The following is a 19,950-nucleotide window of genomic DNA, read 5'->3' as shown; positions in this document are numbered from 1 at the left end:
TAAGTTTTAAGGCAAGACACGGCTTAAAGTAGCAAAACATTGTTCTGCCTTTTCATTCGTACAAAAATGAATGGTTGATGGATTTTTCCATTGGACAAAATACTGGGAAATTTCGCCACTTTGATCCTGCTGAAGGCCTGAGCAATCCTTTTCATTATTATCATACTTGACTTGCAAGATCAGGGCTGGCAATAAGGTACGTTCCTCTTGAGGTGGTTGGTAATCGTAAATTCCCGATGACCACTCTTGTCCACTCTTAATCATCACATCGTTATTACTTTTAAAATTGTAATATTCAATACATTTTTTATTATTGGGAATTTGCATTCCCCACAATCCTACAATCTCTGGACGCGTCACAATACGAATACTATTCGAATTTTCTGTTGGTTTTACTTTTTCGTTTGCTACCACTGATTTACTTTCATTTGCCATCGCAATTGATGAGCATAATACGAGAAAAATGGTCAGATATTTTTTTTTCATACGTTTAAAATTCAAAACTAAAATCCTTAACTACAAGTTAGCATGCTTTTATGAAAAACCAGTATTTATCACCATATTACAACAATATATTTAGTCTATTGAACATAAAAATCAGTTATTTGACTGTCAAAAAAATAGCTTTAAATGGTCTGGTTTTGAATAGCCAACTCTCATTTTTTTGAATAAAAAAACAGTCTTGCTTATTAAGATAAAATCGCTTACAAAAACAGAGGTTTAAAAAAATTAAATAAGGACACTATGAAACTTTCTGAATATCTTCAATATGATGGACTAGGATTGGCCGAATTGGTGGCTAAAAAACAAGTGAGCTCTTCAGAATTGCTTAATTTAGCATTACAACGCGCCGCAGACACCAATCCCAAATTGAATGCCATTATTATTCCTATGCATGACTATGCAAAGACACGCACTCAACAAGCATTAACTGGGCCTTTTGCTGGTGTCCCTTTTTTAGTGAAAGATTTATTTCAAGAATATGCAGGCTATCCCACGTCATATGGCTGCACAGGATTAAAACGAATCCATTATATTGCTGAACAAAATTCTGAAATTGTAAATCGCTGGGAAAACTCAGGTATTGTCACTTTTGGGCGTACCAATACACCAGAATTTGGCATTAAAGGCATTACCGAGCCCGATGCTTGGGGTACGTGTCATAACCCTTGGAATCTCAAACATAATAGTGGTGGATCATCAGGTGGTTCTGCTTCTGCTGTTGCAGCAGGCATCGTTCCTCTGGCTGGTGCAGGAGATGGCGGTGGATCTATACGTATTCCAGCATCTTATTGTGGTTTATTTGGGTTAAAACCTAGCCGTGGCCGTACCCCGTGGGGGCCAAACATGAGTGAAGCGATGCATGGTGCTGCAATTCAACATGTATTGACCAAAACAGTACGTGATAGTGCTGCAATGTTAGATGTAACGCATGGCCCTGAACATAGCTCATTATTTAAAATTAAATCACCTGAATCCACTTATTTAGAAGCAATTCAGTTTCCACCCAAAAAATTAAAGATTGCATTTAGTACCCAATCTCCAATCGGTACAAAAGTTTCTGAAGACGCCATAGCCGCAGTACATCATACCGTGAAATTACTAGAATCTTTAGGACATACGTTAATAGAAGATACTCCTGCTATTGACGGACTGGCTTTAGCTCGAGATTTTATTACCACTTGGTTTAGTCAGTTTTCTTATATGCTGGAACAAATCAAACAACAATATCAAAGTAAAAATGGGGATTTTGAACTCGACTCATTGGCATTGGCCGCATTTGGAGCTCAAACCAGTGCAGCTCAATATATCCATAATCTCAATAATTGGGGACTATACACCACACAAATGAATCATTTTTTTGATCGCTATGATTTATATTTAACACCTGCCACTGCATCAGTTGCACCTAAAAATGGCGAAATCAAACTTCCACAATGGCAAAAACCTATTTTAAAAAGTTTAATCAAATTAGGAAAAGCGCATTTGCTTGCTCAAGGGAAACTGGTCGATCAAATTGTTAAAGACAATCTAAAATGGGTTCCTTTTACCCAATTGGCCAATATTACGGGTTTACCTGCAATGTCAGTGCCACTGTATTGGAATAAAGATCATCTTCCTTTGGGCTCTCAATTTATTGCACCTTTCGCTCAAGAAGACAGATTACTACAACTTGCGGCTCAACTCGAACAAGCTCAGCCATGGTTAAATCGTTATAACCAAATTCACATATAACACGTCAAGATCACTCTATGTCCTTGAACTATTTTTATGAGTCTCATAATAATGCAAACTTGAAAGAATTTTTTGCAATTAAAAAGCCCATAAAAATGGGCTTAATTTAATGGATTGTACTAATCTTTGTCCATCGAATGTGGTGTAGTGGTTTTGTCTTGCTGACTATTATCAGTATCACGTTTTTGGCAACCTGTGAGTCCAACCATCACCAATAGTCCTACTACGATCATTATTTTCATTATTGACTCTCATATACTCAGAATTAAACAGAATATAAGACCTAGAATAAATACACAGTTTTATTTTTACACAACAAATGTAAAATTATCATTACTGATCAAAAAATCTTTTACAACCTGCTAAAAATTCTGCATTAAATACTTTAACCGCATTATCTTTTGCATTTTTACATTGATCTGCACCAGCTAATTTATTTTCTTGTGCATAATGATAACCCGCATACTCCGAAGTACCTTGTTTAAAAGGCTCTTTGTCTTGCGTTCGTATAGATTCTTGGAAATATAAAAATGCAGCAACTCCAATAATAGCCAAAATGACATTCACGATTTTAAATTGTTTAAAATTCATAATTTTATACTTTTTTGCCTATGTAACTCATCATAAATAAAATTAATCGCTTCGTCTATGCGTTCAAATATAAGTCTATTTCTATTTACTTTGGGTCAAAATCATAAAAAAACTCTATTGGGCTTATCACCACTTAGTTCAATTGCAATAAACTTTGTTCTGCCTCAAAAACCAACTGCTTAATTTCATTTTTTCTTTTTTCCTTATTTTGTTGATGAATATACAAACCTAGTACTACACTCAAAAATACTAACATCGATAACAATACCCTTAATTTTTTAGTATTCACACTCAACCCCACAATAAAAATTAATTTATATTTGATTTATTTTTATACTTTAAATTTATCTTTCAATTTTACTATTCCTCAATTTGATGACCCTACTTAAATAAAAAGCACCTTTTGGTGCTTTTTATTGGTTATTTATAATGAATTAGACATTTGCCCAAATGCATAAATGACTAGCATAAGTAAAACAGCAGATGATGATGTTAATAATAATTCTAAAGTTCTCATACCCCACTCACTTCTTGAAAGTGAAGTATTAGTTATACGGGGATTATGATTACTTAATAATGACAAAAAGTGACAAAAAGTGCTCATAACAACATAAAATTGTAAAAATTGATTTCTTAAATACGCATAAAACATCTAAAAATATACACAGTACTTTGAAAACCAAAAAACCGCCTTATGGCGGTTTTAAAGAGCATTTTTAATGTGGTTTAATTTACACGAGAAGTGAATTTAAACATTTCATTTACATCTGTATAGAAGCTACGACCATCAAGGTTTAAATCAATTTCTACACCAGATTGAAGTAATACTTTTTTTCCAACTTCAACCCATTTAAACCCATCACGCGTACTTTGCATCTTTTTTGATGGAACCAACGATACAATTATTTCACTACCATTTACAGATTTTGCAATTAAATTTTCTATATTATTCAACATTTACACCAATTTTTTAACATCTACAGAAACACCACCATTGGCATTTCAAAACAACTTTTATTTCGATCACTTAGACTAATATAATATTTCTATCAATTTCAAAAAGAGAACATTTTCATACTTGTTGCAATAAGTATAACAGAAAAACTGATTCAATTCTTATTAAACCATCAGCCTTGCTCATATTAATTGCATCTAAATATTTCATCAAGACCGCTAAAGTAATTCTTGTTGATGCTGATTGATTAAAAAATCAGAAATTAATCGTGTCGCCCAAGAATTAGTTTGTTTTAATCCTTCGTAAAATCCACAATGACTGCCCTTTTTCGTGGTGACCACCATAATATTTGGCATGTTCTGAATCACCGTTTTATACGGTTCTAGATTTTGTATACGACACACAGGATCATCTTCTGCATTTAACACCATCAGTGGAATGGTAATTTTTTCAAATACAAAAATAGGATTGGTGGCCTGATTATAAGCTTCAAAGCTCTGATAACCTGCCATTTCAAAATAACGGTACTGGAAGTCAGCCAAACTTCGAGTGGCAAGCACTTGAGTGAGTGACGCTGTTTTTTGCCATGTGGTCGAATAAGGATGAATAAATGACTGAAATAATTTTTTGGTCATAATTTTACTATAAAAGGGATGCACATTTTTGAAGCCCAGTTCTGTGTCATAGCCTGGGCAAAGTGCAAAAGCAGCTTTAAACGGCGTTTGCTCGCCTTGTTCCCCTAAATATCGTACCAATAGCCCTGTCCCTGCTGACGATCCGACAGCATACAAAGTAGAATGAGCAAATTTGGTTTGAATATATTCAATTTGTTCGCGCAAATCAGAGGTCGAACCAAAAATAGAGATTTTAGGAACTATCATAGGTAAGTTTGCATGACCACGGCGTAAACATAATGCAATCCGCCAACCCGTATAACGATGTAAATCGTGAACTACCTCAGACATGCTTTCAGGCGTTCCCGTTAAGGTATGCATAAGGACAATCGTCGGTGTACTTTCAGGCAAATGTAATCCGTACCATGCAATAGCAGTAATACCACCGTCAGCCATGTGTAAGTGCTCAATTGCATCATACTGTAGCTGAACATTCTTTTTCTTAATCAAATCAAAATACATTAAATGCAGATGAGTATTAGACAACCATGGTGTTGGACGATATTTGTGATTGAGTTGAGGCAATTGATCAATCCATTGTTGCGCCTGTCCTTTTGGATCAAAATACAATTTCGGTATTTCGGCTCCAGATAACTGATCAACAATATTTTGTACCCAGTGCGTTATTTTTTTGACCGGCAATTTCATGTGTATTTCACCTTGGGAGATTAATGCAAATTTAAAATAATAGGCTTCATATTCACCCTAAATCATTTACACGATCTGTTATCTCAATTTTTACCTTAAAATTTTACTCAGTTAAACTTTTGGGGTAAATGCCGCCAAACGCTGTCCCATTTGTGCAGCCAAAGCTTCTAGCCCACTTTTAGGACGTAGCATCACTTCAAAATCAATAATTTTTCCTTGATCATTAAAGCAAATCATATCAATGCCTTTTAATTTTTTTTCGGTTACATTAGCCGAAAACTCAAGTACAACACTCATTCCGTCTGAGGTATAAAACGCTCGGTGGTAAGTAAAATTTTCAAAAATCTCAATCACGTTTGATAAAATGAAAAATACAATTTGTTTACCAACATAGGGATTAAATGCAACCGGTGAACGAAAGATCACATCATCTGCAAGTAAATCATTCAATATTGACATATCGCGGGTTTCTAGCATTTCATGCCAGCGCTGTACGGCAGTTTGCGTATTTGCTAAAGCCATTTTTATTTCCTTATAATTTTATATTTCAATTGAGAGAAAAGAGTTCTTTGTTTCTATCATTTTTTTTCTACTTGAAATCCATTGATTTAGTCCTCCCCCAAAGGGAGAGGACTTTGTCTGTTTAGATGACTGCTGCCAAATCCGCACCTTGACGAATGGCACGTTTTGCATCTAATTCACCTGCTTCTTTAGCACCACCAATTAAATGCACATTTTTCCCTTCAGCTTTTAATTGCTCAAACATGGCGGTAAAAGGTTCTTGACCTGCACAAATCACAACATTGTCTACCTCTAATACAGTGGCTTGACCATTAACTAAAATATGTAAGCCTTGATCATCAATTTTTTCATAACTGGCGCCTGCAATCATTTTCACTTCACGATGTTTTAAGCCTGTGCGATGAATCCAACCTGTGGTTTTACCCAAACCTGCACCAACAGCCTTTGATTTACGTTGTAATAAATAAATTTCTCGATTGGATTGTTCCAATACAGGATTTTTTAGCCCCCCGACATGGGCATAATTGGTATCAATACCCCATTCATCATAGAATTTTTCAGGGTTGAGACTGGCGCTTTGACCTTCATGACTTAAATATTCTGCTGTGTCAAAACCAATCCCGCCAGCACCAATAATGGCAACACGTTGACCCACAGGCTTACGTTCTTTCAATACCTCTAAATAAGTTAATACTTTAGGGTGATCAATACCCTGAATATCTAAATGACGTGGCGTAACCCCTGTTGCAACCACAATCTCATCATAATTCGATTTAGAAAGTGCTTCATACGTCGCTTGGTGATTCAAAACCAGTTGAATATTGGGTTGTAATTCAATTTTGCGCTGAAAATAACGTAAAGTTTCATAAAACTCTTCTTTTCCTGGAACAGTTTTCGCAATATTAAATTGTCCACCAATCTGATTGGAGGCTTCATATAAGGTGACTTTATGTCCACGATCTGCCGCATAGGTTGCAAAGCTCAAACCGGCAGGCCCAGCTCCAATCACGGCGATATTTTTAGTCAAGGTTGTTTCTTTAAAAATCAGTTCTGTTTCATAGCATGCCCGTGGGTTGACTAAACATGTGGCAATTTGCATGGAGAAAATATGATCTAAACACGCTTGGTTGCAACCAATACAGGTATTAATTTCATCACTACGACCTTGTTCCGCTTTTTGAACAAAGAAAGCATCTGCAAGCATTGGACGTGCCATTGATACTATATCCGCATGACCTGAAGCCAGTACATGTTCCGCCATTTCAGGTGTATTAATCCGGTTTGATGTAATCAATGGAACATTGACTAAACCTTTAAGTTTTTCCGTTACCCACGTAAATGCTGCACGTGGCACTTTGGTCGCAATGGTTGGAATACGGGCTTCATGCCAACCAATTCCCGTATTGATAATGGTTGCACCTGCTTTTTCAATTTCTTTGGCAAGATGTACTACTTCATCAAAAGTTGAACCACCTTCGACCAGATCGAGCATAGATAAACGATAAATAATAATAAAATGCTCACCCACTTCCTCACGTGTGCGCTTTACAATTTCAATTGGGAAACGGATACGATTTTCATAACAACCACCCCACTCATCATCACGATGATTGGTACGTGCAGCGATAAACTCGTTAATGAGATAACCTTCCGACCCCATAATTTCAACGCCGTCATAACCTGCGTATTGCGCCAGTTTTGCACAATTTACAAAGTCAGCAATGGTTTGATGGACTTCGGCTGAGCTTAAGGCATGCGGTTTAGTGGGATTAATAGGCGCTTGAATAGCAGAAGGTGCAACTAAGTCGGGCTGATAAGAATAACGACCCGTATGCAAAATCTGCATGGCAATTTGACCACCTGCATCATGTACAGCCTGTGTAATCACTTTATGCTTTTCTGCTTCTTCTAGACTGTCAAGTTTTGCGCCACCAGCAAAGGTTAAACCCGCATCATTCGGTGCAATACCGCCCGTCACAATGAGCCCAACACCACCTTGTGCACGTTCAGCATAGAAAGCCGCCATACGTTGGTAGCCCTGTGGTGCTTCTTCTAAACCGACATGCATAGATCCCATCAAAACTCGGTTTTTTAAAGTGGTAAAACCTAAATCTAAAGGGGCTAACAAATGAGGATAGTTAGACATACAATCTCCTTGGCGCGCTTAATACAGCTGGCTTATATTTCAATTAATGCAATTTGTTGCATATTTTATATTCTAGATTTGATTTTTATGCAACATGTTGCATAATGATTAGGTAAATATTTACTGACTGAGCCGTCTATGTCTTTAGCCCATGTTTTATTGACCAGCTTAATTGAGAAACCCAGTACAGGTATTGATTTAGCACGTCGTTTTGATCGTTCTATGGGCTTTTTCTGGAATGCAACACATCAACAAATTTATCGCGAACTCAGCGGTATGCAAGAAAAAAAATGGATATCGACGCTTGAACAGCCCGACAGCAGCAGTCGAAAAAAAACCTATCAGGTTGAAGCGTTAGGACGTATCGAATTAGCTGATTGGATGGTCAAACAAAGTCCACCCGCGCAATTACGTGAAGAACTCATGGTGCGTTTAAGGGCTGAAGCTCAGTTAGGTGGAAAAAGTTTGTTGCCTGAACTCGAGCGTCATCTACGCTTACATCAACAAAAGCTCAAAACCTATCAAACTATTTTTGCAAAAGATTTTGCAGATGGGCATAATCATAATCGAACACAATTTATCCATAAAATGATTTTACAACTTGGAATTGATTTAGAAATAGGCTGGATTAGCTGGTTAGAGATGCTTATTCCGCAATTAAAAATTTTTGATGAACAAGAATAATCTAAGGAAATAATAAACATGTCCTACTATGCTATGCCAGATGGTGAGCTACTTTTTGTACGAGAGTTTGGCCAAGGGAAGCCCGTATTGGTTCTATCTGGTTTAGGCATGCAAAGTTGGCAATGGTTACCTTTTTTATATCCTCATACTCAAAAATTTAAATTTATTATTCCAGACTGGCGTGGTTTTGGTGGTTCACATAATTGCCGCATCCCAACTCTAGATGCAATTTCAAGTCATTGGACTGATATCACAAGTCTGATTGAACAATTTAAATTAGATCAATTTTCTGTAATTGCTTATTCAATGGGGGCATCTACTGCCATGCATGGCATGCAATATGGCAATTTTCATCAAAAGATAAAGTCTTATCTGCATATTGATCAAACCCCTAAAATTTCAGTAGATGAAACATGGCAATATGGTTTGCTCAGTCAGCGTCAAGGTGAATTTAAAGCGCTTTTAGCTCAAATTTCCATCTTGCTGGCATCCAACCCGCAAACACGTTTATTTAAAGATCTAGAGCCAACACCTCAACAAGAACTGATGAAACTTTGGCTCAGTTTTATTGAATTACAAGCCAGCAATAAAATTGTACCGCTTCTGTTTAAAGTGGCATTAAAGCAACCTAAATTACAACCATTAATTTTACCCATTCAACGTTTAGATTATCTGGCTTGGTATATCAATAATTACCTGAACCATAACGAGGATTATCGCGAAGCAGTGGCACAACTTGATTGTCCAACAACTTTCTTTATAGGTGAAAAATCTTCTTTATACCCCTCTCAGGGCCAAAAGATCATTGCGAATAGTGTGCAAAATTCAACCCAAATTATATTTAAAAAATCTGGGCATACTCCTTTAATTAGTGAACCAATTAAATTTAGCCGTGAAATTGCTCGTTTTTTAAAAAATCCTGTATAAATAATTCAGATAAACAAAATTTAAAATTGACAAATTGCAACGATAAATCTTTAATTAACGGGATTGTTGCATCAATGGAATTTTTAAATGCTGTCCGATCTTGATGATTTTTATTGCTTTGCTATGGTGGTCGAACATGGTGGATTTAGTGCAGCAGAACGCGCAACCGATATTCCAAAATCCAAATTAAGTCGTCGAGTACACAATCTTGAAGAGCGTTTGGGTGTTCGCCTAATTCAGCGCAGTTCACGTCATTTTGCAGTGACCGATATTGGGATGAATGTTTATCGTCATGCACAAGTGATGATGACTGCGGCTCAAGCTGCTCATGATTTGGTTGATCATTTGAGTATTCAACCACGTGGGGTCATTAAAATGAGTCTACCGGTTTCGATTGCACAAAATGAAATTGCAAAAATTTTGCCTGAGTTTTTAAAAACCTATCCTGAAATTAAAGTTCAGTTAATTGTCAGTAATCGCCGTGTCGATATTATTAATGAAGGCATTGATATTGCGCTTCGAGTTCGCTCTAATCTTGATGATGATCCCACTTTAGTGCTACGCAAATTTGAAAAAATTGAACAGCACTTATTTGCAAGCCAAGCTTATTTGAACCAATACGGTGACTTGAAACAGCCTGAAGACTTAAGTGAGCATCGTATTCTGAGTATGGTCGATGAGCATTTAGATCAACATATTGTGGTGCACGATGAAGACAATCATCAGAAAAAAATTAAAGTTAATCCAGTCGTGATGGGTTCTGATTTAATGATGTTGGCACAACTGGCCCGACAAAATTGTGGCATTGCTCTCTTACCAGATACCATTGCTCAAGACTATATTGAAAGTGGTGAACTGGTGCGTGTGTTGCCTAACTGGAAAGCGCCCCATGGTATTCTACACGCAGTTTATCCTTCACGACGCGGACAACTTCCAGCTGTACGTGTACTTATCGACTATTTGGTCAAGCAACTCAGCAAATATTAAGATGGCTGTGATCTATCGTAATGATAGAAAGCTTAAACAATAAATGATTAAAATTGAAAATTTCTAATTTTGAATCTAGCTCAAAGCGACAATCAGCTCATTCTTCTCACTGAAGAAAATTTTTGATAAAAAAAAGCTTACCCGAGGTGGATAAGCTTATAAACTAAGATAAGAAACTACAGCTAGATTCTATTTGTCTATAATACAAATAAAACACACTTTTATCTAATAGATAAAATATCTTAAAATTTACTCAAAAACAGTCAAACACCAAATAAAATCAGATATTGCAGGAAGTTTTTATCGTTTAAAACACTTTATTTATGTGGAATCAGAATTTAGTTCTACTAAAGTCTAAAGCCATATTTTATCATTTAAATAAATCTTTTAAATTGCTGGATATGAACCTGTTCCTTCTGGCCAAGGTGACAATAACTCAAAACCTGTATCCGTTACAGCAACCATATGCTCCCATTGTGCTGTTAATGAACCATCTGCTGTCACCACAGTCCAACCATCTTTAAGCTCTTTTACTCGTGCTTTACCCGCATTGACCATAGGCTCAATTGTAAAGACCATGCCTTTCTTCAGTTTTAAACCTTGTCCTGCTTGCCCATAATGCAGAACATTAGGTTGTTCATGATAAATTTTACCAATTCCATGACCACAATATTCACGAACAATGCTATAGCCTTCGCGCTGTGCTACTGATTGAATGGCAAATCCAATATCGCCCAAGGTTGCATCTGGCTTTACTGCATGAATCCCCGCAACCATTGCTTCATAAGTCGTTTCAACCAATTTTTTCGCTTCAGGTTTAACACTGCCAACATAATACATGCGACTGGTATCGCCAAAATAATCATCTTTGATAATCGCAACATCAATATTCAGAATATCCCCATCTTTTAAAATAGTTGCTGCTGAGGGAATACCATGACACACCACTTCATTTGGGGAAATACACGTCGTTTTGGTGTAACCATAATAGCCAACATTGGCTGGCGTCACTTTTAAAGTATTTACAATATAATCATTACAAATATCGTCCAAATATTCTGTCGTCACACCCGGCTGAACATACTTCCCTATCATTTCTAAAACTTGAGCAGCCAATCGCCCAGAAATACGGAGTTTTTCGATATCTTGCTCAGTTTTAATTGTAATAGTAGAAGCTTTCATTATTTATTCTCATCTGGGATCATTAAGATTATAAACCTTTTATTATTTTTTTGTTTAATTACAGATTATTAAGTCATTCATTATTCAGCATAACGATTCCCCCACGCTGAATGTATAATTTTTAAACTTGCGATCATCCTCGCTAAAAGAGGTTTATAAATAAAGTAAAAAATAAATTATCTTTTTTTAATAAAAAAATCAGTAATATAAATAAAATTTTATTTTTTTATTTAATATAGCTTTTTATTTGTTTATAAATAAAATCTACAACTTACATAAAATAAAGTACCCAAAACTTTGTGTATCCTCTAAAATTGCCCTTTTTGCTTGACCCTCTCCCTTTCTATGACAAATCTTCGTACTCGAGATATTGTTGCTTTAGGTTTTATGACCTTTGCACTTTTTATTGGTGCTGGCAATATTATCTTTCCTCCTATTGTCGCTCAACAAGCGGGTGAACATGTATGGTTGGCTGCATTTGGCTTTCTAATCACGGCCGTTGGTCTACCTGTCATCACCATTATAGCTTTATCACGCGTTGAGGGTTCTATCCAAAATTTAAGTTCACCCTTAGGTAAAATAGCAAGTTTAATTTTAACTGTGGTGTGTTATTTAGCGGTTGGACCTTTGTTTGCAACGCCTCGTACAGCAACGGTTTCATATGAAATTGGATTTTCTTCATATTTTGGTACATCAAGTAGCAGCTTACTTATTTATAGTGCTATTTATTTTGCAATCGTGACTGTCGTATCACTTTATCCAAATAAACTCCTTGATACAGTGGGGCATTTTCTCGCACCATTAAAAATTATTTCTTTAGCGATACTCGGAATTGCTGCATTTGCGATACCTGCTGGATTTATCCCACCTGCAATTAATAATTATGTTACTGCTCCAGTCTCCGAAGGTTTCGTGAATGGTTATCTAACCATGGATACTTTAGGTGCTTTGGTTTTTGGTATTGTAATTATTCATGCCATTCATTCGCGCGGAGTAACTGATAAAAAGCTGGTCACTAAATATGCTGTCATCGCCAGTTTAATTTCAGGTGTAGGTTTAACCTTAGTCTATTTAAGCTTATTTAAGCTGGGTTTAGGCAGTCACGAAGTTGCACCCAATGCTGCAAATGGAGCTGTTATTTTACATGCCTATGTACAGCATGCGTTTGGTGATGTGGGATCGTTATTTTTAACAGCGATGATTTTTCTGGCCTGTATGGTCACCGCGATCGGTTTAACCTGTGCATGCGCAGAGTACTTTTCTGAACTGACTAAAATTCCGTATAAAATTTTAGTTTTTATCTTAATTGGCTTCTCGTTTATTATCTCTAACTTAGGCTTGACCAAGCTGATTACTGTTTCAGTGCCTGTTTTAAGTGCGATTTACCCACCTGCAATTGTGGTTATATTACTGAGTTTCTTTTGGAAATTTTTTAATCGTCCTTCCTCTGTCGTTGCACCTGTTACTGCAATTGCATTTTTATTTGGTTTATTCGATGCTGTAAAAGTGGCTGGTTTTGAATCATATTTACCTAATTTTATTCAACATTTACCTTTAAACGAACAAAATTTAGCATGGCTTATTCCTTCTCTATGTGTGCTAGTGATTGCGATTGTGCTAGATAAGGTCGGAAAATAAGCAAAACTGATAGTATTTAAAATCAAGTTTTACCCAAACCTGATTTTAACCCAATCAATAAAGCATCGTGTTTTACCCAAACAGAGTTTTATTGTTTACATCATCAGTAGATTGAAAAATTCTTTAGACATGGCGTGAATAATTTCAACCATATATTGTGTTCACTTTTTGAATGATGCACGATCGTCCTTATTATCGTAATTTCAATAAACTATTTATTCTCATGATGAATCTTTTAATTTCTGATCAATAATAAAATAACTCAGGTTATGCTCTTAAAAAATACCATATATTTACATTTAAAATAAAATAGTCATACATAAGTTCGCATTAGCATAGTTTTATTGCAAAATTATGAAAACAGCCCTTGAAATACACCAAAATAAGAAGTAAAACATTAGAACGAAGTTGACTAAAACAATTTGGTTTAAGTCGAAAATTATAGGAGGGGTGGAGATGTTATCATTACATTTCAACAAGCAAGTCTTCATTAACGCTCTAAAAGCAAACAAAAATATGGTCACCTATTTAAGTACCACTGTTGGTCTCATGGTGATTCTGATCATGCATGGTTTAATTCAAGGTAATCTGAAACCAGAATTCTTTATGTATGCTTTTATTGCTTCAATTGCCTTTTACATTTGGGCAGTGGTCGATCAAAAGTATCGTTACCAGAAACAGAGTAACTCTACAGAATAGAAGATGGGTGAGCCACTCACCCATCCTAAGAAAAAATAAAATAATAAAAATTATATTAAAGTTTAAATAGACCAATCATCGCACCACCTAATAATCCGGCTGTAGCCACCAATTCGCCTATAACCAATAACAACATAGCGCTGCTTAACATCCATTTGGGTAAGTGCCAACGTCCCATTTGGTGAGGTTGTTTAAATTGATTCGTAGTGTCTTTTAACCAGCCATGCAATATATAGCTTAAAATTGAAAAGCTAAAAAAGAAAAGATTAATGAAGACAAAGATTAAGTTTATTTCTTCTATCCATACTGAAAAATAAGCCAAGACAGCAAGAATTAAACTGGCTGGTGCGTACAATAAACTGCTTCTATGTGCAATATCGACGTAATAATGAGCGCGCGCTTGTGCTGAACAACGGATTTGATAATATTTCCATACGCCAGTAAGCATACCTACCCAAAGAAAAATCCCACTAAATACAATTGCCCAGATCACTGAATAATTTAAATTTTCCATACTAATTGATTTATATCCTTATTTTTAGAACGCTATTCTGACTTTAAAGTCATGAATTATGCAAGTTTGTTTTTAGAATTTGGGTACAGTACAACTAAGAAAAATGAATGTGCGTATTTAATATGACTATTTTTGAAAGCCTAGAAATTAACTGCAAAGATGGTTATTGCTTAAGTGGACGTTTTTATCCCAATCAAAAAACCAATCATAAGCGCTATCCTGTTTTAATTTGTCCTGCTACAGGTATTACCCAACACTTTTACCAAGCGTTTGCAGAATGGCTAACTACTCAAGGTTATGATGTTTTAAGCTTTGATTTTCGTGGTATTGGCCGTTCTTTACATGGCCCGCTCAAGCAATCTCAAGCTAGTATTGTACAGTGGGGACAACTTGATATTCCTGCTGCAATTGACACGCTCTTATGTAAAACTCAAGCAGAGCAAGTAATATTATTAGGTCATAGCGCAGGCGGTCAGCTTCTGGGAATTGTGCCAAATTATCAAAAAGTTGCCAAAGTAATTGCTGTTTCAGGCTCAACTGGACATATCAAAGGTTTAAAAGGTAAAACGAAATTACTGGCACCGTTGATGTTTAATGTTATTTTTCCATTAGCACGTATTACGCAAGGATATGGGCCAACTCAAGCGATTGGTATGGGTGAGAACTTACCTAAAGATGTTGCTCAACAATGGGCACAATTTTGCAGCAAACCTGGATATGTCCTGAATGCGATAGGTAAAACTGTATTTCAAGATTACCATGCCGAAATTAATTGTCCTATTATCTCAATCTGGTCATCAGATGATGAAATTGCGACAGAAGCCAATGTAAAAGATTTATTGCGCTTATATCCGAACGCCAATACCCAAATGATTGAACTAAAACCTAAACACTATGCGCATAAAGCCATTGGTCATATGCTTATGTTCAAAAAATCACATCAAAATTTATGGTCAGTCATTGAACAACAATTGGTTGTTTAGCTTTGATTTAAACTCCTAAAATGATATTTTCATTTTAGGAGTCTTTATCTTAATGACCCATTTATTGTTTTTTGATTTTATTATTCATCAATAAAACCTTCTTTTTGAGTTTTTTATCAGACAAATATTCTCGGACAACTAAGCTAACGATCACAATAACTCCAACCAAAATTGCTGCAGATATCGTGATTTTCATAAAGTTTTCACTCGTTAAAACTGAAAACCATAATTGGACAATTGCAAGTAAAGCCCATAAAACTGAAATTGTCAGTGAACTAATCACACCATACTTCATTTCATTCTTTCCAAAATAACCACATAAGCTTCACGTTTCCAAAACAGTAACATACGGCGAATATCTTTTTCCATCGTGATCACAGACCAACCTTGTGCAGCATTTTGATTTAAAAAATTGGTAAATTTTACTGGGTCTACTTTGGATGAACCAAACAGTAAAGATCCCAATAACCCCTCTTGATAAATAACAACTTTATATTCTTTCATTTATAAATTTCTTTTGTAAAGGTTAATTTTAGGCATTATTTTAAAACTCAGTCCTGAGTATACATTTTTATTTTTAACTTTCAATAATATAGAATTTAAAAGCAATCACTTGATGTTTTTGAATTATTTTTATGTTTTAATACCCTCAGTTTGAGATGAGCCTCTTACAGTATATGAGCTTGACTTGTATACGACTAACCCCTAACCATGGGGTTTTTTATTGTCTAAAATGAACAACTTACAACTAATTGGCGTAAATCAAGCGAAATAATAAAGTTATCCACAGCTTGCAACTACTTTGTTGTACCAACCTCCCATAAAAGGTTGTTCAGCAATATCATTTCCGAATGAATAGGCTTACAACTATAATCTACTATACAAAGAATTGGTGCTTTTACAATCGAACTTTAATCAATCGAGGAAAACTTTCGATTTGGTTTGATCCTACTACTGAATGGTTACAGGCCTTATTTAGAGCCTCATTAAATTATATGGTTTAGATTGGACAATACCCGATTACTCCAAGCTTACTCAATAAATTTGCGGAATTAGGTAGACTTTATAAAATGTAAAAGTTTTGATCAATCAGTAAGCGATCACAGCGAAAATCTAGATCTTAAAAAACCCTAAGAAGCATAAAACTAATTAGGGTATAAACTTTGAATCTTTTTCGTTGGTAGCGTGAGCTGGATTTGAACAAACGACCTTCGGGTTATGAGCCCGACGAGCTAACACACTGCTCCATCCCGCATCAACGAGGCGCCTGTATACGTCTTATTAGGTCTAATACAATCTTTATTAATTTAAATCCAAAATCATTTTAATATCTAGATAATGCAAATAAATCTAATGAATTTCTGATTCTGTTATAAATTCAGGATGAGAAGATCGATATAACCCCAATTTCTTTATTTCATTCTCTAAATAGGATTTAGGCTCTTCTAGCCATGTAACTTTATCACTACCAAAATCTGAATTATTCAAAGCCCAATCAGAAATAAGACCATACATAAACGTATTATCAGCAAAAATTAATTTTGATTTTTTACTGGTATTACTCACAAACACTTTATGCGTCGGTAAAAAACCAAATATACTGATACGAGTATATAGATATCTATAAGTATCTTTCATATTAGACATGTCCTAGTAAGAAAGTACTATATCAGCAATAAGTGATACTAATTAAATTATCTCGTGGCAGCATTCAATTTAAACCACTACGACTAAAGATATCGCTATAAAAAAGCCCACCTTTTCAATGAGCTTTTGTTGATATTTAAATCTATTCCCTTGAACACTTTACTTCAAGCTGACTGTCATCTTGAGTAATTTTAATTTTAATTTTTTTGTATGTCCGCTTATTTGGATCCATTGCGGAGCCTACTACTTCTTCAAAGAAGCTGCGATCATTCATCAACTCTGCGTAAACTTTATAGCCTATTAATATTTTTTCAGGTTTTTTATTTCTTGCTATTACATCACTAAAAATAGTGTTTAACTTATTAACATCAACTGTGGGCATAAAAAAGAGTTCAAAAATAAAGTGCCTATTATCCTTTATTTGTATGACCAATCAATGTCAAAAAAGCCCACATTTCTGCGAACTTCTTTTGAAATCCTAAGTGAATTACTATAGCTACGTCCACTATAGCTGAAATAGGCCATATCCCTTGCGCAAGGTCAATATATCCACACTGCCTTTAAACTATTGATTATATAATACTTTCATCATCTAAATATTCGTTCTATTTTATGGTTGATTTCAGCTTTCTCCAGGTGAATACCTCAATACGGTTCAAGAAGTTATATGCGTAGCTTTTGATGAGCCAGTATGAGTGAAAGCTAAGATTCGAAATTAAAAACAAACACTTTATCAGCTTTAAAATTTGGCTAACACACTTGGTTTTATCTAAAAAGTATCGTGAGAATGATGGTGCGAAGTTCAAAAAATCTGTTATTGCACTAATACGCCTGCCATTAAACATAAGTTTAATTTGATATGACTCATCACTTTTTTAGCTTTAGGAGGTTTAATTATTGGGCCTAATCTTGGTGTAAAGTGTGAGCTAATTTAACGTAAACTACGTCTAAAATAGATAAAATGACCAATAAAATAAAAAGAACCTTATTAATCAACTGCTTTTCACACTCATTAATATGAAAATAATTTTTTGTTTTTAATTGTTTTTTTAAATTAACTGCAAATTAACTAACTATGCCACCCCAAAACCAAAAATTATAAAAAACTTAACTATGGGGTGTTTTTTTCTAAAATTAATAATTTATAAAAATTGATAAGTCATAAAAAAGCACCTAATGGTGCTTTTTTATTTTTAAGAATTCGTAATAGATGAATTAGTTCAAGATCCCAATTGAAAATTGGATCACAAATGCATTCACAATATCGACAAAGAATGCACCCGTCAGTGGAATAATTAAGAAAGCTTTATGAGATGCCCCATAAGTATTTGTCACTGCTTGAATATTAGCAATTGCCGTTGGAGTGGCACCTAAATTTACGCCACATTGACCGGCACACAATACCGCAGCATCATAAGTTTTGCCCATCACACGGAAGGTCACAAAATATAGATACAAAGCTAAGAAAACGGTCTGAACAATCAGAATAATCACCAAAGGCCCTGCCAAGTCTGCTAGTAACCATAACTGTAATGACATTAAAGCCATCGATAGAAATAGTGCCAAAGATGCATTCCCAAAAACATCTATGCAACGGTCAAACACTTGAACTTTTAAACCATGCTCTAGAATATTACGTAAGATCACACCACACATGAGTGCCCAAACGAACGTTGGTAATTCAAACCATTGCCCTTTGGCAATTGCAGTCATGAAATAAGCAAAACTAATGCAAACCGCAAACATACCCATCGTTTTTACAGCATCATCTGCGGTGATTAGACGGGTTTTTTCTGGGTACTCGAACGGTGCTGTTTGCGATGCAGGTGGTGCTTCATTACGACCAGTTTCAGGTGAAACTTCTTCAGCTAATTGATAGCGCCGTATAAGAAACTTTGCGACAGGCCCACCCATCATACCGCCAATCACCAATCCAAATGTCGCACTGGCCATGCCTAATACAACTGCGCCTTGTACACCATGTTCTTGTTCAAAGATACTACCCCAAGCACCTGCCGTACCATGTCCACCAGTTAAGGTCACTGAACCTGTGATTAAGCCAATGAGTGGATCTAATCCCAAAACTTTGGCCAGACTGATTCCTACAACATTTTGTAAGAGTACAAATATAATTACACAAACTAAGAAGACCAGTAGTGATTTACCACCTTCTTTAAGCTTGACCAAACTTGCACTTAATCCCACGGAGGTAAAGAACATCAGCATAAAAATTTGCTGAATATTGGTGTCAAAATTCACCGTAATATTAAAACTTTTAAATAGAAAATAAGTAATTACAGCCGCGACTAAACCACCTGCAACAGGTTCGGGTATATTGTATTTTTTTAGTATACTGACTTTATTGACAAATACATACCCGACCAATAATACGCAAACCGCTGCAACTATAGTCAAAAATGCATCGAATTGATAATTCATGAGATATCCAATGATGCTTATTTAATTAATTTTAAACAGAATCATCAGTTACGAACAAGATGTTATTGTTATTCTTAGCCTATCTAGGTCTCATTTGTACAAATATTATCATAGATAAAATACATCTCTATAATGCAGATAATTAATAAAAAGCTTACAGTGAACGATTAAAATATAATAAATAAGTACGCACTTTTATTCGATATCATATACCCAATTTCTAGCTTGTTTATCTGTAGTGGTTTCACACACATAGTAATAGTCCTCCCAAACATCTGGATGACTGATCTGAAGCTTTCGATAAGTTACTTGCTTTGCACTTTCTGTACATTCAAATTTTTCACCTTGATCTTTCAAGCCTGACCCATTTAAAAAACCACCAATACATAAAAACCGTGCTTGTTTTGCCATTTGATACATCAACTTTTTAAATTATTTTCAATGCGGCGATTAAACGATTTATTGCTTTAACTGTAAAG

General features: G+C 35.3%; 22 protein-coding genes and 2 pseudogenes. 9 read left to right on the top strand and 15 right to left on the bottom strand.

The genetic code is table 11. From position 1 onward, the window contains the following. Nucleotides 1-6: 6 nt before the first annotated feature. Entirely contained in the window at nt 7-486 is a 480-nt protein-coding gene (locus GA0116959_RS05515) for a hypothetical protein (protein WP_092719306.1), read from the bottom strand. A gap of 258 nt (nt 487-744) precedes the next feature. Between GA0116959_RS05515 and GA0116959_RS05510 the strand changes: the two genes are divergently transcribed. Beyond that, entirely contained in the window at nt 745-2,235 is a 1,491-nt protein-coding gene (locus tag GA0116959_RS05510; RefSeq protein ID WP_092719170.1) for an amidase, read from the top strand. A gap of 119 nt (nt 2,236-2,354) precedes the next feature. On the opposite strand, the gene GA0116959_RS14455 is transcribed toward GA0116959_RS05510, so the two are convergent. The 6 genes from GA0116959_RS14455 to GA0116959_RS05485 all read right to left on the bottom strand — a co-directional run bounded on the left by GA0116959_RS14455 (nt 2,355) and on the right by GA0116959_RS05485 (nt 7,771). Continuing rightward, entirely contained in the window at nt 2,355-2,468 is a 114-nt protein-coding gene (locus GA0116959_RS14455; protein WP_406741611.1) for a hypothetical protein, read from the bottom strand. A 100-nt stretch (nt 2,469-2,568) separates the two neighbouring features. After that, entirely contained in the window at nt 2,569-2,826 is a 258-nt protein-coding gene (locus GA0116959_RS05505; protein ID WP_092719167.1) for a hypothetical protein, read from the bottom strand. Between the two features lie 726 nt (nt 2,827-3,552). Next, nucleotides 3,553-3,783 carry a hypothetical protein gene (locus GA0116959_RS05500; RefSeq protein WP_053577967.1) on the bottom strand — a complete coding sequence of 77 codons (231 nt, stop codon included), beginning with the start codon at nt 3,781-3,783 and terminating at the stop codon, nt 3,553-3,555. Nucleotides 3,784-3,999: 216 nt separating this feature from the next. Then, entirely contained in the window at nt 4,000-5,103 is a 1,104-nt protein-coding gene (locus GA0116959_RS05495) for a YheT family hydrolase (protein WP_092719164.1), read from the bottom strand. Nucleotides 5,104-5,214: 111 nt separating this feature from the next. After that, nucleotides 5,215-5,625, bottom strand: coding sequence for a nuclear transport factor 2 family protein (locus GA0116959_RS05490; RefSeq protein ID WP_092719161.1), 411 nt, complete (start codon nt 5,623-5,625; stop codon nt 5,215-5,217). A gap of 121 nt (nt 5,626-5,746) precedes the next feature. Next, nucleotides 5,747-7,771, bottom strand: coding sequence for an oxidoreductase (locus GA0116959_RS05485; protein WP_092719158.1), 2,025 nt, complete (start codon nt 7,769-7,771; stop codon nt 5,747-5,749). Nucleotides 7,772-7,909: 138 nt separating this feature from the next. On the opposite strand from GA0116959_RS05485, the gene GA0116959_RS05480 reads away from it, so the two are divergent. The 3 genes from GA0116959_RS05480 (at nt 7,910) to GA0116959_RS05470 (ending at nt 10,369) form a co-directional block, all read left to right on the top strand. Further along, entirely contained in the window at nt 7,910-8,455 is a 546-nt protein-coding gene (locus tag GA0116959_RS05480) for a PadR family transcriptional regulator (RefSeq protein ID WP_053577971.1), read from the top strand. An 18-nt stretch (nt 8,456-8,473) separates the two neighbouring features. Beyond that, the gene (locus GA0116959_RS05475) at nt 8,474-9,382 is read left to right on the top strand and encodes an alpha/beta fold hydrolase (RefSeq protein ID WP_092719154.1); all 909 of its coding nucleotides are present in this window, start codon (nt 8,474-8,476) and stop codon (nt 9,380-9,382) included. An 87-nt stretch (nt 9,383-9,469) separates the two neighbouring features. Next, nucleotides 9,470-10,369, top strand: coding sequence for a LysR family transcriptional regulator (locus tag GA0116959_RS05470; RefSeq protein WP_053577973.1), 900 nt, complete (start codon nt 9,470-9,472; stop codon nt 10,367-10,369). Between the two features lie 387 nt (nt 10,370-10,756). Here GA0116959_RS05470 and map read toward each other — a convergent pair whose 3' ends face one another. Continuing rightward, entirely contained in the window at nt 10,757-11,551 is a 795-nt protein-coding gene (gene map, locus GA0116959_RS05465) for a type I methionyl aminopeptidase (RefSeq protein WP_092719150.1), read from the bottom strand. Between the two features lie 345 nt (nt 11,552-11,896). Between map and brnQ the strand changes: the two genes are divergently transcribed. Next, a complete protein-coding gene (gene brnQ, locus GA0116959_RS05460; protein ID WP_092719147.1) occupies nt 11,897-13,189 on the top strand; it encodes a branched-chain amino acid transport system II carrier protein in 1,293 nt (430 codons plus the stop codon). Nucleotides 13,190-13,645: 456 nt separating this feature from the next. Then, nucleotides 13,646-13,888, top strand: a complete 243-nt coding sequence (locus GA0116959_RS05455; protein ID WP_053577977.1) for a hypothetical protein — start codon at nt 13,646-13,648, stop codon at nt 13,886-13,888. Nucleotides 13,889-13,943: 55 nt separating this feature from the next. Here the strand turns inward: GA0116959_RS05455 and GA0116959_RS05450 are convergent, their stop codons facing one another. Then, entirely contained in the window at nt 13,944-14,402 is a 459-nt protein-coding gene (locus GA0116959_RS05450; protein ID WP_171256870.1) for a hypothetical protein, read from the bottom strand. A gap of 122 nt (nt 14,403-14,524) precedes the next feature. Between GA0116959_RS05450 and GA0116959_RS05445 the strand changes: the two genes are divergently transcribed. Next, nucleotides 14,525-15,385, top strand: coding sequence for an alpha/beta hydrolase family protein (locus GA0116959_RS05445; RefSeq protein ID WP_092719139.1), 861 nt, complete (start codon nt 14,525-14,527; stop codon nt 15,383-15,385). 61 nt (nt 15,386-15,446) lie between these two features. Here GA0116959_RS05445 and GA0116959_RS05440 read toward each other — a convergent pair whose 3' ends face one another. Both GA0116959_RS05440 and GA0116959_RS05435 read right to left on the bottom strand, forming a co-directional pair. Next, on the bottom strand, nt 15,447-15,680 hold the full coding sequence (locus GA0116959_RS05440; protein WP_092719136.1) for a hypothetical protein: 234 nt from the start codon (nt 15,678-15,680) through the stop codon (nt 15,447-15,449). Further along, complete coding sequence (locus tag GA0116959_RS05435; RefSeq protein ID WP_092719134.1) at nt 15,677-15,889, bottom strand: DUF4177 domain-containing protein; 213 nt, start codon at nt 15,887-15,889, stop codon at nt 15,677-15,679. Before GA0116959_RS05435 ends, GA0116959_RS05440 begins: the two co-directional genes overlap by 4 nt. 347 nt (nt 15,890-16,236) lie before the next feature. On the opposite strand from GA0116959_RS05435, the pseudogene GA0116959_RS14395 reads away from it, so the two are divergent. Further along, nucleotides 16,237-16,418 (top strand): annotated as a pseudogene (locus GA0116959_RS14395) (IS5/IS1182 family transposase); the annotation flags it as partial. A 317-nt stretch (nt 16,419-16,735) separates the two neighbouring features. On the opposite strand, the gene GA0116959_RS05425 reads toward GA0116959_RS14395, so the two are convergent. Continuing rightward, on the bottom strand, nt 16,736-17,023 hold the full coding sequence (locus GA0116959_RS05425; protein WP_092719131.1) for a hypothetical protein: 288 nt from the start codon (nt 17,021-17,023) through the stop codon (nt 16,736-16,738). Nucleotides 17,024-17,174: 151 nt separating this feature from the next. Beyond that, entirely contained in the window at nt 17,175-17,414 is a 240-nt protein-coding gene (locus GA0116959_RS05420; RefSeq protein ID WP_053577983.1) for a hypothetical protein, read from the bottom strand. Nucleotides 17,415-17,655: 241 nt separating this feature from the next. Between GA0116959_RS05420 and GA0116959_RS14495 the strand changes: the two are divergent. Further along, nucleotides 17,656-17,724 (top strand): annotated as a pseudogene (locus GA0116959_RS14495) (hypothetical protein); the annotation flags it as partial. Between the two features lie 523 nt (nt 17,725-18,247). Here GA0116959_RS14495 and gltS read toward each other — a convergent pair. Together gltS and GA0116959_RS05410 are read right to left on the bottom strand one after the other, a co-directional pair. Next, on the bottom strand, nt 18,248-19,471 hold the full coding sequence (gene gltS, locus GA0116959_RS05415; protein ID WP_092719128.1) for a sodium/glutamate symporter: 1,224 nt from the start codon (nt 19,469-19,471) through the stop codon (nt 18,248-18,250). Between the two features lie 195 nt (nt 19,472-19,666). After that, the gene (locus GA0116959_RS05410) at nt 19,667-19,882 is read right to left on the bottom strand and encodes a hypothetical protein (protein ID WP_092719300.1); all 216 of its coding nucleotides are present in this window, start codon (nt 19,880-19,882) and stop codon (nt 19,667-19,669) included. Nucleotides 19,883-19,950 lie beyond the last annotated feature (68 nt).

This window comes from Acinetobacter albensis, assembly GCF_900095025.1.
Classification (GTDB): domain Bacteria; phylum Pseudomonadota; class Gammaproteobacteria; order Pseudomonadales; family Moraxellaceae; genus Acinetobacter; species Acinetobacter albensis.
This window is presented reverse-complemented; position numbering and strand designations above follow the sequence as displayed.

Bases quoted from the DNA above. Each gene is read 5' to 3' on its own strand.
- GA0116959_RS05515 (WP_092719306.1), bottom strand. From the start codon at position 486: ATGAAAAAAAAATATCTGACCATTTTTCTCGTATTATGCTCATCAATT.
- GA0116959_RS05510 (WP_092719170.1), top strand. From the start codon at position 745: ATGAAACTTTCTGAATATCTTCAATATGATGGACTAGGATTGGCCGAA.
- GA0116959_RS14455 (WP_406741611.1), bottom strand. From the start codon at position 2,468: ATGATCGTAGTAGGACTATTGGTGATGGTTGGACTCACAGGTTGCCAA.
- GA0116959_RS05505 (WP_092719167.1), bottom strand. From the start codon at position 2,826: ATGAATTTTAAACAATTTAAAATCGTGAATGTCATTTTGGCTATTATT.
- GA0116959_RS05500 (WP_053577967.1), bottom strand. From the start codon at position 3,783: ATGTTGAATAATATAGAAAATTTAATTGCAAAATCTGTAAATGGTAGT.
- GA0116959_RS05495 (WP_092719164.1), bottom strand. From the start codon at position 5,103: ATGAAATTGCCGGTCAAAAAAATAACGCACTGGGTACAAAATATTGTT.
- GA0116959_RS05490 (WP_092719161.1), bottom strand. From the start codon at position 5,625: ATGGCTTTAGCAAATACGCAAACTGCCGTACAGCGCTGGCATGAAATG.
- GA0116959_RS05485 (WP_092719158.1), bottom strand. From the start codon at position 7,771: ATGTCTAACTATCCTCATTTGTTAGCCCCTTTAGATTTAGGTTTTACC.
- GA0116959_RS05480 (WP_053577971.1), top strand. From the start codon at position 7,910: ATGTCTTTAGCCCATGTTTTATTGACCAGCTTAATTGAGAAACCCAGT.
- GA0116959_RS05475 (WP_092719154.1), top strand. From the start codon at position 8,474: ATGTCCTACTATGCTATGCCAGATGGTGAGCTACTTTTTGTACGAGAG.
- GA0116959_RS05470 (WP_053577973.1), top strand. From the start codon at position 9,470: ATGCTGTCCGATCTTGATGATTTTTATTGCTTTGCTATGGTGGTCGAA.
- map (WP_092719150.1), bottom strand. From the start codon at position 11,551: ATGAAAGCTTCTACTATTACAATTAAAACTGAGCAAGATATCGAAAAA.
- brnQ (WP_092719147.1), top strand. From the start codon at position 11,897: ATGACAAATCTTCGTACTCGAGATATTGTTGCTTTAGGTTTTATGACC.
- GA0116959_RS05455 (WP_053577977.1), top strand. From the start codon at position 13,646: ATGTTATCATTACATTTCAACAAGCAAGTCTTCATTAACGCTCTAAAA.
- GA0116959_RS05450 (WP_171256870.1), bottom strand. From the start codon at position 14,402: ATGGAAAATTTAAATTATTCAGTGATCTGGGCAATTGTATTTAGTGGG.
- GA0116959_RS05445 (WP_092719139.1), top strand. From the start codon at position 14,525: ATGACTATTTTTGAAAGCCTAGAAATTAACTGCAAAGATGGTTATTGC.
- GA0116959_RS05440 (WP_092719136.1), bottom strand. From the start codon at position 15,680: ATGAAGTATGGTGTGATTAGTTCACTGACAATTTCAGTTTTATGGGCT.
- GA0116959_RS05435 (WP_092719134.1), bottom strand. From the start codon at position 15,889: ATGAAAGAATATAAAGTTGTTATTTATCAAGAGGGGTTATTGGGATCT.
- GA0116959_RS05425 (WP_092719131.1), bottom strand. From the start codon at position 17,023: ATGAAAGATACTTATAGATATCTATATACTCGTATCAGTATATTTGGT.
- GA0116959_RS05420 (WP_053577983.1), bottom strand. From the start codon at position 17,414: ATGCCCACAGTTGATGTTAATAAGTTAAACACTATTTTTAGTGATGTA.
- gltS (WP_092719128.1), bottom strand. From the start codon at position 19,471: ATGAATTATCAATTCGATGCATTTTTGACTATAGTTGCAGCGGTTTGC.
- GA0116959_RS05410 (WP_092719300.1), bottom strand. From the start codon at position 19,882: ATGGCAAAACAAGCACGGTTTTTATGTATTGGTGGTTTTTTAAATGGG.